A 13,060-nucleotide genomic window follows, 5' to 3' on the forward strand; every position below is an offset into this window, starting at 1 on the left:
TTCGCGGAACGTTACAGTAGCTAATATAGGCTAAGCGGCGCACAACTTCTATCGTAAGGCCGAAATATAAAAGAACATCTGAGGTAGACTTATATAATACTATATTGCCGGCAGGATAGTCTGCGTCGTTACACGGCACTCCGGGTGAGGTCAACTAAACGCATGGAAACAATCGGTGTCTCGGGCGTAGGTCCGGCAAGGGGTGCGGAATATGACCCCGCCACTAATGTCGGTAGATGCATGAACTAGGGCGTAAGTCGTCATAAGTAGATACGCCTTTAGGTGAATAACCTTAAACGTTTTGTTTCTTTACTCGGATGACGAAAACAATTCTCCTTGAAGTGTAGAGAAATATTAGTCCTGTCGGTGTGAAAACTTGGGCGCAACCAAGCGATTGTTTGTTTCAACCGAAAGTCTGGGCTTGTTCAGGAGTAGGGGTTTTGCAGGGATGATTGCATCAAACGTTAAGCTGGATGACGGCTGCGTCATCCACCATCGGGATCTTGTGAATCTATACGGCTGCACGATCGGCGCGGGAACGCGCATCGGCACCTTCGTCGAGATTCAGAAGAACGTCATCGTCGGAAAAGACTGCAAGATCTCCAGCCATTCCTTCCTCTGTGAGGGCGTGACGCTGGAAGACGGCGTGTTCATAGGCCACGGGGTCATGTTTACGAACGACACATACCCGCGCGCCGTCAATCTCGATGGCAGCCTGCAGACCGAAGCCGACTGGGCCGTCATCCCTATTCTGGTCAAGCGCCACGCGTCGATTGGCAGCAACGCCACCATTCTGCCTGGCGTCATCATCGGAGAAGCCGCACAGGTCGGCGCCGGCGCTGTTGTAACCAAGGATGTGCCCGACAGCGCCATTGTTGTCGGCGTTCCGGCCAGGATCATCGGTCGCGTTCATGACCGATCAGTCAACATGCAAGCGCTGGGAGAAGTGCAATGATTGGTATCGCCGTTGTTGGATATGGGTACTGGGGTCCGAATCTGGTTCGTAACATCTCGGAAGCGGCCGGCGCGCAACTCATTTCAGTCTGTGATCTCAATGTCGAACGCTTAGCGGCTGTCAAAAGCCGCTACCCCGCAGTGACGATCACCGATGATTTCGAGGAAGTCCTGCGCGATCCGAGAGTGGATGCCATCGCTATCGCGACGCCGGTCTTCACCCATTTCAAGCTCGCGATGCAGGCTATGATGGCCGGAAAGCATGTCTTCGTCGAAAAGCCAATGGCTTCGACGACGGACGAAGCCTCGCGGATGGTCGAGGAGGCCGCGCGTAGACGCCTCGTGCTGGCCGTGGATCATACTTTCGTGCATACCGGCGCCGTCCGCAAGATGCGCGAACTAGTCGAAAGCGGCCTCGGCGACATGTATTACTACGACTCGGTTCGGGTCAATCTGGGGCTCTTCCAGCACGATGTCAGCGTCATCTGGGACCTCGCGGTGCATGATCTCTCCATCCTCGACCATGTTGTGCAGGAAAGGCCGGTAGCCGTTTCCGCGACGGGCATGAGTCATGTGCTCGGCGAGCCGGAGAACATCGCCTATCTGACGCTTTTCTTCGAGAGCAAGCTCATCGCACATATCCACGTCAATTGGCTGGCCCCGGTCAAGGTCCGCCGCACGCTGATCGGCGGCAGCAGCAAGATGATCGTCTATGACGATTTGGAGCCCAGCGAAAAGATCAAGGTCTATGACAAGGGCATCACCATGTGCCCCAATTCCGATGCATATGGCGAGAAGGTGCATCAGATGATGGTCGGCTACCGCAGCGGCGACATGTGGGCGCCCAAGCTCGATATGACCGAGGCGTTGAAACGCGAACTGGATCAGTTCGTCGATTGCATCGAGCAGAATTCGCGGCCCATCACGGATGGCCAGGCCGGACTGCGGGTCGTTCGCATCCTTGAAGCTGCAAGCCGGTCGCTCGCCCAGCGCGGCCGTATCATCGAGCTTGAAGAAGCGAGGCTCATCGCATGATCCCGTTCCTGGACCTCAAGGCACAATATCAGTCCATCAAGAGCGAAATCGACGCCGCCGTGCTCGGTGTCCTGGCCTCGGGGCAATACATACTGGGCGAGGAGGTCGGTCGCCTCGAGCAGGAATTTGCAGCCTATTGCAACGTCAAACATGCGATAGCCGTCAACACCGGGACGAGTGCCCTGCATCTGTCGCTTCTTGCGGCAGGCGTCGGCCCCGGCGATGAAGTCATCACCGTGCCATTTACCTTCGTCGCGACCGTATCGGCGATCTGCTACGCAGGTGCACGACCGGTATTCGTTGATGTAGAGCCCGTGACGCTGACGATGGACCCGGCTCAACTCGAGGCAAAAATTACACCCCGAACCAAGGCCATTATTCCCGTTCATCTCTACGGTCAGATGGCCGATATGGACGCGATCAAAACGATTGCCGACCGCTACCGGATACCGGTCATCGAGGACGCCTGCCAGGCGCACGGAGCGCTATACAAAGGCGCGCGCGCCGGCAGCATCGGCACATCCGGCTGCTTTAGCTTCTATCCCGGCAAAAATCTCGGCGCCTGCGGCGAGGGGGGCATCGTCGTCACCAGCAGCGACGATCAGGCCAAGACGATGCGCATGCTGCGCGACTGGGGTCAGGAACAGCGCTATCACCATCTGCTGAAAGGCTTCAACTACCGCATGGATGCCATTCAAGGTGCGATCCTGCGCATCAAGCTCCGGCATCTCGAAGCCTGGACCGAAGCGCGGCGCGCCCATGGACGCCGCTACTCGTTGCTGCTTGGCGGTTCGGCGAATTTAAGGACGCCTGTCGAAATCACCGACCGGCGCCACGTCTATCACGTCTATGCTATCAGAAGCCGCGATCGTGACCAGCTTCAGCGCGTATTGACCGCGGAGGGCATTCAGTCGGGGCTGCACTATCCAATCCCAGTTCATCTGCAGAAGGCCCATGCCGACCTTGGTTACAAGGCCGGCGATTTCCCAATCTCGGAAGCCGCCGCACGGGAGGTTCTCTCGCTGCCGATCTATCCCGAGATGCCGGCGTGGCACGTCGACCAGGTGGCCGCCGCGCTGGAGAACGCCTATGTCAGCTGATCGTGCGGGCGAGGGCCGGATCGTGCAGGCGGTCCACGGCCGTCATGAAAGGCCGGCGGACCCTGCCTACCAAGCCGGACTGGCTGAAGAACTCAGGCAGTCATACGGGCGCGCTGGCCTGATTGAGCTCTACGGTCGTTTCGCGGCCGGTGACGGTGTCATCGATACTCTGATGCGAAAAGCCATCTGGCAAGCCATCGCGCGGAGCTGTGGAACAGGATTGCAGGTTGCAGGCGGTGCCGGCTTCAAACATCCCGAGACGTTCGAGATCGGCAATGGGGTCTTCATCGGGGCCCAGGCCTATATCCAGGGTCGCTTCGACGGCCGATGCAAGATCGGCGACAATGTCTGGATCGGGCCGATGGCCTATTTCGACGCTCGCGATCTGGTGATCGAGGATTCCGTCGGATGGGGACCTGGCGCCAAGGTGCTTGGCTCGACCCACACGGCACTGCCCTTGGATGTGCCGATCATTCGCACGGATCTTGAAATCAAGCCGGTACGCATCTGCGCGGAGGCCGATATCGGAACGAATGCGACCATACTTCCCGGCGTGACCATCGGGAAGGGGGCGATCGTTGGAGCGGGAGCAGTTGTCGTTTCCGACGTCGAGCCGTTCTCAGTCGCCGCAGGTGTACCTGCGAAATTCATACGTTGGCGTTCGGATAATGATCCGATGACGAACATGTTGCGTGAGGGAAGATCATGAGAGACAAACGGGTGCTCATTACCGGTGGTGCCGGTCTGATCGGCTCGCATATTGCCGATCTTGTCGCTTTGGAAAAACCTCGCGAGATCATCGTCCTCGACAATTTCGTGCGCGGGCGCCGGGACAATCTCAGCTCGGCCATTGCAAGCGCGCCTGTTAAGATCATCGACGGAGATATCCGCGACAGAGCGCTTCTGGCAAAAACCTTCGAAGGCGTCGACGTCGTCTTTCATCAGGCCGCCATCCGCATCACGCAATGCGCCGAAGAGCCACGGCTGGCTTTCGATGTCCTTGCGGAGGGAACGTTCAACGTTCTCGAAACCGCCGTCAAGGCGGGTGTATCGAAGGTAGTTGCTGCCTCTTCCGCCTCCGTTCTGGGGCTTGCCGAGAATTTTCCAACGACCGAAGAGCATCATCCGTACAATAACCGGACGATCTACGGCGCGGCGAAAACATTCAACGAGGGGCTGATGCGCAGCTTTGCGGAGATGTACGGTCTGCGCTATGTCGCGCTGCGTTATTTCAACGTCTACGGGCCGCGCATGGACGTTTACGGCGCCTATACGGAAGTTCTGATCCGTTGGATGGAACGCCTGGTGGCCGGGATGCCGCCCCTCATCTATGGGGATGGTAGCCAGACTATGGACTTCGTCGATGCACGCGACATCGCCCGCGCGAACATTCTGGCCGCCAAAAGCGATGTCACGGACGAAGTGTTCAACGTCGCCAGCGGCAAGGAAATAAGCCTGCTGGAACTCGCGAAGATGCTGAGCGACATTATGGGTTCCTCACTCGAACCGCAACACAAAGAGGCCCGCACAGTCAACGGCGTAACACGTCGCCTTGCCGATATCAGCAAGGCCGAACGGCTCCTCAGCTTCAAGGCGGAGATCTCTATGGAGCAAGGGCTTCGTGATCTCGTTGCCTGGTGGCAAAAGCAGACCGACGCAGGGGGGCAGGCAGCATGAGCTCATCTCAATCGACAATTCCGGTCGCCAAACCGGTCCTCGGGGAGGAAGAGGCTGAGGCTGCCCGCCGCGTTATTCTGTCGGGATGGGTGACGCAGGGGCCGGAAGTCGCGGCTTTCGAGCGTGAATTCTCTGCCTTTGTGGGCGCCGCGCATGCTTGCGCCATGTCCAATTGCACGACCGCGTTGCATCTGGCCCTGAAGGCGGTCGGTGTATCCGCCGGTGATGAAGTCGTCACGGTCAGCCATTCTTTCATCGCGACCGCAAACGCGGTTCGGTACTGCAATGCGGTGCCCGTTTTCGTCGATATCGAAAAAGATGGTTACAACATCGAAGCCAGTCTGATCGAAAAGGCAATCACGCCTCGCACCAGGGCAATTCTCTGCGTGCATCAACTCGGCATGCCTTGCGATCTCCGCGCCATCGTGGAGATCGGCAAGCGCCATCAGATACCGGTCATCGAGGATGCAGCCTGTGCGACGGGAAGCGAAATCCTGTGGGACGGGCGTTGGGAAAAGATCGGCAAAGCGCATGGCGACATTGCCTGCTTCTCTTTCCACCCCAGGAAGGTCGTCACGACAGGCGACGGCGGCATGTTGACGACGACCAATCCCGAATATGACCGGAAGTTCCGGCTCTGGCGCCAGCATGGCATGAGCGTCACCGATGCCGTTCGTCACGGCTCGAAACAGGTCATCTTCGAAGACTATGACGAGTTGGGTTACAATTACCGGATGACCGATCTTCAGGCGGCCGTCGGACGTGAGCAGTTGCGGCGGCTGCCGGAGCTGGTTGCCCAGCGCAGACGTCTTGCCGAGCAATATTGCGAACGTCTGTCGACGATTGCCGGACTTTCTCTGCCGGTCGAGCCGCGCTGGGCTCGCAGCAACTGGCAGAGCTTCTGCGTGAGATTGCCCGATACGGTCGACCAGCGGGCCGTTATGCAGACCCTGCTCGATCAGGGTATTTCAACCCGGCGTGGTGTGATGAACATTCATCTGGAGAAAGCCTATTCCGGTGAGAGCTCCCACCGCGCTGCCACGAGCCTGATGCGAAGCGTATCTGCGCAGCAGCAAACGATAATACTGCCGCTTTATGTCCAGATGACGGTGTCTGACATCGACCGGGTTGTTGAGGCACTTCGCGCAGCCCTTGCGGACGCAACCCTCGGAGCCGCCAGCGTGCAAAATGCCATGGATATCGCTGTCGCCTGACCCGCATTTGCCTGACGTAACAATCAGCATGACGAACAATGCGCGCATCTCCGGATGCGCGCATTGTTCGTCATGCTGATTTGGTGATCCATCCGCGGATAGCTGCTGGCACGGACTCCGGCGGAAGCAGGTCGATCAGCATGCGCAGCGAATAAAGTCCACAGAGAACGACGGCGACGAAGCCGATCGCCGTTGCCGGCCATAGCGGCAAGATCGAGAACATCAGGAACACCAGTCCCGATGCGGGCAAAAAAAGCAGCGCGTGTCTGCGATTGGCGGCGGACCAGCGAAACCCGGTCAGTTTGTGCACGATCAGATAGATCAGGATGCTGTGCCAGACATAGAGGCCAAAAAACGCCATGCCGGCTCCTTGCGTACCGAGCAGCGATACGAAGAGCCAGGCAAGCCCCACGTGCACGACTGCCGCCGCAACCTCCGTCCAGAAGAAAATCGCCTGCGTATGCTTCGCCACGACGATAAAACCCATCGGCCAGGAAATAATCCGCAGCATCATTCCAAGGCAGATCCAGCGCAGAAGATCGACCGCACCATGAAATTCCGCCGAATAAAACAGGGTCATCATCAGCGGCGCGAGTGTCAGCGTGCCCAGCAGGCCGGGGCCAGCAAGCAGCATGCTGATTTCCGCCTGTTCATTGACCAGTCGATTGCATTCGGCATTGTTGTCGATCGTTGCGGTCAGGCGGGGATAGAAATCCGTTCCCATGGCCTGCAGGATGAAACCGGCGTATAGACCGCCGAGGCCCCAGGCCGCTTGATACAGTCCGGCCGCCATCACGCCGCCCTCCTTCAGCACGATGAGGCGGATGGCATAGGCTGCGCCGAAAGTCAGGAGCCCGCTTGCCATGAAGACGAAGCCGAGCCTCAGCAGTGCCGACACTTCCCGACCAAACTGGCGCGCCGACATGGGGGAGGGATTTGGGAAGATCCGCCGGCTGTACCACCAGGTCGGAAGGATTGAGGCGGCCGCGATCACGACGAGCGATGGTGCGATCGCCTGCAGGCCGAACAGATAGATCAGCGGGATGCTGACAGCCGTGCCGAAAAGCCCGGCAAGCACGCTGATGCGGGCAAGATCCGCAATGCCGCGCATGCCCTGGATCAATGCGCTCTGCCCCGCAGACACCAGCCGGAAGAAGACAGCGAGCGACAGCAGCACAATGCCACCGACGTGCTGATAATCACCGAAGGTGAAACGTGAGACAGGATATGCCAATGCGGCAAGAAAAAGCGCGCCAAGCAGCGCCAGCACTACCGATATGCGTCTCAGTACGGTCGCCGACTGGGCAATCCTGGCTGCGTCGCCGGTGCCGGCTGCCTCCGCGACTTGGCGCACGCCACTGCCGCCGACGCCCAGACCCGCGATAGACGCCGCGATATCGACAATCGAGCTATAAAGGCCCATAAGCCCGATGCCTTCCGGCCCGAGCAAGACGGCCATAGCCTTGTTTCTGACAATGCTGAGTGCGACGTTCACGAGCGAAGCGCCGCCCATCAGCATCGTCGATTTGAGGATCTGGGTGTAGGTCTGGCTGCTGGGTGGGGTCATGCGCAAAGTCATCGGATGCCCCTAGCTGTTTATCCTGTGCCGGCGTTCAATCGCCCGCCGCGGGGTCGATTGTGGCACATGCATTTTGCGTATCACCGGCTTACCTGACTGATATTGGCCTCTGTCTGAACAGGCAGCGCGGCGGCGTCTTCAGACGGCGCATCGGCGATGCGGCCCCGGCTTACCCTGATCACGTCGCCCGGTGCTAGCTCGGTCGTTTCGGAAGCCTGGAATTGATTGACCTGTCCCTTGTCCCGCCGGTTCACGAGGAATGTCAGGGGGAGTTCTTCAACGCGGCTATTCACGTTGGCGCCGTTCGACAGGTCTTCGAGAAGCAGTTGTTGCGTGGTGTCACGCTTCAATTTGAGCTGATCGAGATTGGCCTTTTCCGCCTGCACTTCGGAAGCGATCTCGCTCCGGCGAGTATCGGAAAGTCCCTCGAGATTTCGCGTCGTCTCGTTGATCGCTTGACGGCCCCGCATGATGGCCGTCACGAGGTCGAGCCGGTCGGAGCGATAGGTGGTGAGCAATCGTTCCAGATCCATCTGGCGTGACGTGATCGTGAGGCCCTTCTGGACCAGCGTCTTCACGCTCGTCAGTTGCTCTTCGACCGACCGGATATTGTCATCCGAGCCTTTCAGCTTTTCTTCCAGTGTATCGATTTCCGCCGTCAGGAGATTGCGTAATTCGGCGAGAGCCACCGACTGCTTGTCCAGCGCGTTTGCACGAGCCTGAAAAATGACCCGCTCCTCCTGGTAGAGACTCTCGGCATATTGCCGATCGGCAGTGGGCGGCGGATCAAAGACGATTTCCTTCGCGCCGGCCATTTCCGTTTGCAGACGCGCGAGCTTTGCCGAGCTGCGCAGCAGCGAATGGTCGATTTCCCGCAAATCCCCGGCAAGTCTGATCGTCTGCGATTGCTGCAGTGCCGCAGCCCGCAACGGGCCGCCGCTCATCGCCAGGGACTGCAGGACGCTGAGGCCGGACCGAAACTTGTACTCTCCCGGCGCCACCACGTCTCCGACGACATAAATGGAGGGATAGTCGAGAATGTCGATGGTCACTGCAGGTGCCTGAGCCAGACCCATCTTCGCCTGAAGGCGCCTGCCGATCTCGCTGGTGAGCTCCTCATTGTCCAGATTTCCAACCGACAGCGACCCCAGAAAGGGCAGGGAGACTACACCCGCATCAGAGATCGTATAGTCGCCTCCAATCCCATCCCATCGTTCAAACTGCCCCTTGGAAGCTATCCATTGGACGATCGTCAGGCGGATTCTTGTTTGCGGAGCCAAGGGGGCGCTATCGGCGAGAGCTGGCGACACCGCTCCGGCAAGAAGGACGAGTGCACTGATGACAGACGTCGCGCGAAAGAACACACGAGGCGCGCGGTGCGATAGATTCATGTACATGTCTCGCCTACAAAACTCCTACAACAAACGCTGGTCCAATGCCTTAAGCGCTGTTCGAACGCCGGACGCTAAGCCCGAAACCAGATCGCTAGTGTGCAGCCTTGCGAAGCCTTGAGGAAGGTGGAGGTCGTTTACTTTGCCTAATCACAATTGATGAGGTGGGGAGAGTGCTTAAGCCTCAATCGAGCAGAAACACATATCTTCGGCGCGACACAGGGCGTCGCCTCGGGTGCGCTAGCCTCGAAGAACCGCAATCCCCTGCGGCAGAGCCTTTATGCTCGCATCGCCAAATTTTGCCGGACGACGATATTGACCGGCGGCGGCGCCTTTCGTTCGACAACTCGAAGCAGCGCCAGCGGTGCGGCACAGGGCCGTTCTCGTGCCAGATCTTGACGACCGAATACGCCGCCATCTCAGCCGCCTATGCGGCTTCAAGCCTTGCACAGCAAGCGGCAAATCTTCGCGCGTCTTATCCATCACGTGGGCGTGCAACAAGGGCGGTTGCCCAAAGGATGCCGCCTGTAGAGCGAAAGGCGTAGCATATACTCTCTCATTTTTCGACTACAATTCAGGGCCGCGTATCGAGCGGTCCTCATAGATTCGATCCTGATAATCTCGCGGGAGGTGCCTGCCATGTATCGCAACGCTCGTCGGTGGACCTCGCGCTCACTCCTAGTGGATTCGTTGATTCCCGGATGGCTGACCATCGGCGGCAAGGGAAGGCCGCGCAAGCCTGCCGAAAGGCACGAGGACAGTGCTCAACTTGCGGCATCCGTGCAGACCGCGGATGGAAACAAGTACGGTACCCTTGTCGACAATCCGCCCAACAAGGCGGCGCTCAACGAACATGACGCTGAACATAGAGTGGGCGTGATCGGTGAACCAGACGCTCGGGCCGATATCACCCGCGTATCGCTGCACTTGCCCGACGCTTCCGCAACAAATCGCGAGACCGGGGTTCGAAGGCGCGACACTGCCGCGTCAGTGTTGCCCGCCCACACGCCTGGTTTGGCAGGTTTCGAGCGGAACGCGAACGGAGTTGCATTCGGGGCTCAATCATCCCTTTATCGCACCTACGCTGGAATGAGCTTCATAGGCGACGATCCTCTCGCTGCGTATCTGCCGCAAAGCCCTGCAACGACAGTTTCGGGGCAGGGTTCTGCCGCGGTGACGGGCGAGCTTGCGCACTCAGGCAAGGTCGTCATTCTAGAATCGAGCCCGTCAGCGCAGGCGACGACGCACCAGGCTGGCGCTAATTCGCTGGCATTTGGCATGCCCTTTGGTGTGTGCGGATGCGGCTACTTTACCTCCCCCACGCGGATTCTCGATTGGGCCCATGGCGGCGCCTTGCTTCAGCAAGATGGTCAGTTGCCGGGAACAAGGCTGACCGAAGGGCCGGACTATGTGGAGACGATCAAGAAGGCCATCGGCGCCTCGGTCAGCGACCCGCTTCTCGATCGTAGCCTGTCTCCTCTCTCGGGCTGGCGCGGGTCCGCAACGTGGGCAGAATCAACGGCCCTGAGCGGATCGTTGCCCGGCGGCGGAGAGACCGGAAAGGGCACCACCACGAAGGGTGTCGGCACCCTTTCCGGCTCGGTGACGACGCCGCCTCAACCTTCTGCGCAGCGCTCGTTGACGACGCAAAATCTGGCGGCCGCTGCGGCGGCGGCCAGCAACGCGATCGTGCTGGAAAACCAGAAGCAGGGCAATCCGGAGAGCGAGTGGGGCATCGACGGTGCGGGCAGCACCAACATCGAAGGGTTTGCGACCGACATCAGCGTCGACAACGGCAAGACGGTCAGCTTCAAGATCAATACCAATTCCACCAACTACCGGATCGACATCTATCGGCTCGGCTATTATGGCGGCATGGGCGCCCGCAAGGTCGCGACCATGCAGCATACCGGGTTGCAGACGCAGCCCAACCCGTTGCGTAATGCCACAACCGGCACGGTCGATGCCGGCAATTGGGCAGTCTCGGCGTCGTGGACGGTGCCTGATGATGCCGTCTCGGGCGTCTACATCGCCAAGCTCGTGCGTCAGGATGGCACCTCTGGCGAAAATCAGATCCCGTTCATCGTGCGCGACGACGCCAGCCAAAGCGACATCGTGTTCCAGACGGCAGACGAGACCTGGCAAGCTTACAACGGCTGGGGTGGCGCAAACCTCTATGGAGGCAACGGGCCGGCGACGGGGCAGGGTGCTGGCCGCGCCTATGCGGTCAGCTACAACAGACCGATTGCGACCCGCGGCGGGGTCGGCACCTATGCCGGGCCGCAGGACTATCTGTTCGGCGCCGAATATGCAGGCATCTACTGGCTGGAACAGAACGGCTATGATGTTTCCTACATGTCGGGTGTCGACGCCGACCGCTACGGCAGCCTGTTGCTCAATCACAAGACCTATATCGATGCCGGGCACGACGAATACTGGTCCGGTCAACAGCGAACCAATGTGGAAGCCGCGCGCGATGCCGGGGTCAACCTCATGTTCTGGAGCGGTAACGAGGTCTATTGGCGTACCCGTTGGGGCAATGCCTATAGCGCCGACGGAACGCCTTATCGCACCCTGATCACCTACAAGGAGACCTGGGCCAACAGCGGCATTGATCCTTCCAGTGAATGGACCGGCACCTTCCGCGATCCACGCTTCAGCCCGCCTGCCATCGGCGGCGGAAACCCGGAAAACTCACTGACCGGACAGTTGTTCAAGGTCGACGATGTCGGCAGCAATCTCGCCGCGATCACGGTCGGATATGACGACGCCAATCTGCGCTTCTGGCGCAATACGAGCGTTGCCAATCTTCAGCCTGGCCAGACGGCAACGCTCACCAAGAACTATCTTGGTTACGAATGGGACGAAGCGACTGACAACGGCTTCGATCCGGCTGGTCTCGTCAAGCTGTCATCGACGACGCTTCCGGTCAGCACCTACTTGCTCGACTACGGAAACACGACAGGCAATGCGACCGCGACCCACAATCTGACGCTCTATCGGGCGCCGAGCGGCGCGCTGGTGTTCGGCGCCGGTACGGTCTATTGGACATGGGGCCTGAGCAACAATCACGATAACGAGGCGACTGCGACCGATCCTCGCGTGCAGCAGGCAATGGTCAATCTGCTTGCCGACATGGGCATTCAGCCGGGGACACTGCAATCCGGGCTTACTGCCGGGACTGCTTCGTCAGACCATACTGCACCGATCTCGGTCATCACGGTACCCGCCACGGCGACCGTTGGATCCACAGTGACGATTACTGGCACCGCTACCGATACGGGAGGCGGAGTCATCGCCGCGGTCGAGGTTTCCACGGACAACGGGGCGAGCTGGCATCCGGCGACGGGCGATGAGAATTGGACTTATACCTGGTCGCCGCAGACCGCGGGGACCTACACCATCCGGTCCCGCGCAGTCGACGATAACGTCAACCTGGAAACACCCTCGGCGGGGCGAACGGTCACCGTCAGCGGGCCGAGTTACACCTCTCTCTTCGGTTCGGCGACGCCAGCGGTCGTCAACACCAACGACACCTCAGCCGTTGAACTCGGCGTCAAATTCCAGACTTCCGTGGCAGGCACGGTCACCGGCATTCGTTTCTACAAGGGCAACCTCGATACGGGCACGCATACGGGTTCTTTATGGTCGAGCACCGGCACGCAGCTTGCCACCCTCACCTTCACGAACGAGACTGCCAGCGGCTGGCAGACTGCATATTTCACCAGCCCGGTGTCGCTTACGGCCGGACAGACATACACGGCATCTTACCATACGAATGTCGGCCACTATTCATCGACCACCGGCTACTTCACCTCAAACGTAACCAGCGGTCCGCTCACGGCGCCGGCCAGCGGTAACGGCGTCTACCGCTATGCCAGCAACAGCCTCTTCCCAACGAGCACATACCAGTCGACGAACTATTGGGTCGATGTGATGTTTACCACGCCGAGCTCGAACACGACGCCGACGGCGGTTGCCGATGCGGGTGATGCGACCGAGAAGGGCGGGGTCGCCAATGGTTCGGGTGGCGTGGTTGCGAGCGGCAACGTGCTGACCAACGACACCGATGCGGATGCCGGTGACACCAAGACGGTGACGGCGATCCGC

General features: G+C 59.5%; 9 protein-coding genes. 7 read left to right on the plus strand and 2 right to left on the minus strand.

Going from position 1 to position 13,060, the window contains the following annotated elements:
- Positions 1 to 448 precede the first annotated feature (448 nt).
- The 6 genes from BS629_RS02615 to BS629_RS02640 are packed head-to-tail and all read left to right on the plus strand — an operon-like array spanning position 449 to position 5,980.
- On the plus strand, positions 449 to 955 hold the full coding sequence (locus tag BS629_RS02615; protein ID WP_077987931.1) for an acyltransferase: 507 nt from the start codon (positions 449 to 451) through the stop codon (positions 953 to 955).
- Entirely contained in the window at positions 952 to 1,989 is a 1,038-nt protein-coding gene (locus BS629_RS02620) for a Gfo/Idh/MocA family protein (RefSeq protein WP_018247111.1), read from the plus strand. The genes BS629_RS02615 and BS629_RS02620 overlap by 4 nt, the downstream gene beginning before the upstream one ends.
- The gene (locus BS629_RS02625) at positions 1,986 to 3,089 is read left to right on the plus strand and encodes a DegT/DnrJ/EryC1/StrS family aminotransferase (protein WP_018247112.1); all 1,104 of its coding nucleotides are present in this window, start codon (positions 1,986 to 1,988) and stop codon (positions 3,087 to 3,089) included. Before BS629_RS02620 ends, BS629_RS02625 begins: the two co-directional genes overlap by 4 nt.
- Positions 3,079 to 3,798 (plus strand): acyltransferase, encoded by a 720-nt coding sequence (locus BS629_RS02630; protein ID WP_018247113.1) that lies wholly within the window; start codon positions 3,079 to 3,081, stop codon positions 3,796 to 3,798. The genes BS629_RS02625 and BS629_RS02630 overlap by 11 nt, the downstream gene beginning before the upstream one ends.
- Positions 3,795 to 4,766 carry an NAD-dependent epimerase/dehydratase family protein gene (locus BS629_RS02635; RefSeq protein WP_018247114.1) on the plus strand — a complete coding sequence of 324 codons (972 nt, stop codon included), beginning with the start codon at positions 3,795 to 3,797 and terminating at the stop codon, positions 4,764 to 4,766. Before BS629_RS02630 ends, BS629_RS02635 begins: the two co-directional genes overlap by 4 nt.
- Positions 4,763 to 5,980: a DegT/DnrJ/EryC1/StrS family aminotransferase gene (locus BS629_RS02640; RefSeq protein WP_018247115.1), complete on the plus strand. Its 1,218-nt coding sequence runs from the start codon at positions 4,763 to 4,765 to the stop codon at positions 5,978 to 5,980. The genes BS629_RS02635 and BS629_RS02640 overlap by 4 nt, the downstream gene beginning before the upstream one ends.
- A gap of 70 nt (positions 5,981 to 6,050) precedes the next feature.
- Here BS629_RS02640 and BS629_RS02645 read toward each other — a convergent pair whose 3' ends face one another.
- Together BS629_RS02645 and BS629_RS02650 are read right to left on the minus strand one after the other, a co-directional pair.
- Positions 6,051 to 7,559 (minus strand): O-antigen translocase, encoded by a 1,509-nt coding sequence (locus BS629_RS02645; protein WP_018247116.1) that lies wholly within the window; start codon positions 7,557 to 7,559, stop codon positions 6,051 to 6,053.
- 80 nt (positions 7,560 to 7,639) lie between these two features.
- Positions 7,640 to 8,950 carry a polysaccharide biosynthesis/export family protein gene (locus BS629_RS02650; protein WP_020572885.1) on the minus strand — a complete coding sequence of 437 codons (1,311 nt, stop codon included), beginning with the start codon at positions 8,948 to 8,950 and terminating at the stop codon, positions 7,640 to 7,642.
- 639 nt (positions 8,951 to 9,589) lie between these two features.
- Between BS629_RS02650 and BS629_RS02655 the strand changes: the two genes are divergently transcribed.
- On the plus strand, positions 9,590 to 13,060 hold a 3,471-nt coding region (locus tag BS629_RS02655), incomplete at its 3' end, for a DUF4082 domain-containing protein (protein ID WP_077987932.1).

Origin of the sequence: Rhizobium leguminosarum bv. viciae USDA 2370 (assembly GCF_002008365.1) — a bacterium.
GTDB lineage: Bacteria > Pseudomonadota > Alphaproteobacteria > Rhizobiales > Rhizobiaceae > Rhizobium > Rhizobium leguminosarum.

Bases quoted from the DNA above. Each gene is read 5' to 3' on its own strand.
- BS629_RS02620 (WP_018247111.1), top strand. From the start codon at position 952: ATGATTGGTATCGCCGTTGTTGGATATGGGTACTGGGGTCCGAATCTG.
- BS629_RS02625 (WP_018247112.1), top strand. From the start codon at position 1,986: ATGATCCCGTTCCTGGACCTCAAGGCACAATATCAGTCCATCAAGAGC.
- BS629_RS02650 (WP_020572885.1), bottom strand. From the start codon at position 8,950: ATGAATCTATCGCACCGCGCGCCTCGTGTGTTCTTTCGCGCGACGTCT.
- BS629_RS02635 (WP_018247114.1), top strand. From the start codon at position 3,795: ATGAGAGACAAACGGGTGCTCATTACCGGTGGTGCCGGTCTGATCGGC.
- BS629_RS02630 (WP_018247113.1), top strand. From the start codon at position 3,079: ATGTCAGCTGATCGTGCGGGCGAGGGCCGGATCGTGCAGGCGGTCCAC.
- BS629_RS02640 (WP_018247115.1), top strand. From the start codon at position 4,763: ATGAGCTCATCTCAATCGACAATTCCGGTCGCCAAACCGGTCCTCGGG.
- BS629_RS02615 (WP_077987931.1), top strand. From the start codon at position 449: ATGATTGCATCAAACGTTAAGCTGGATGACGGCTGCGTCATCCACCAT.
- BS629_RS02645 (WP_018247116.1), bottom strand. From the start codon at position 7,559: ATGACTTTGCGCATGACCCCACCCAGCAGCCAGACCTACACCCAGATC.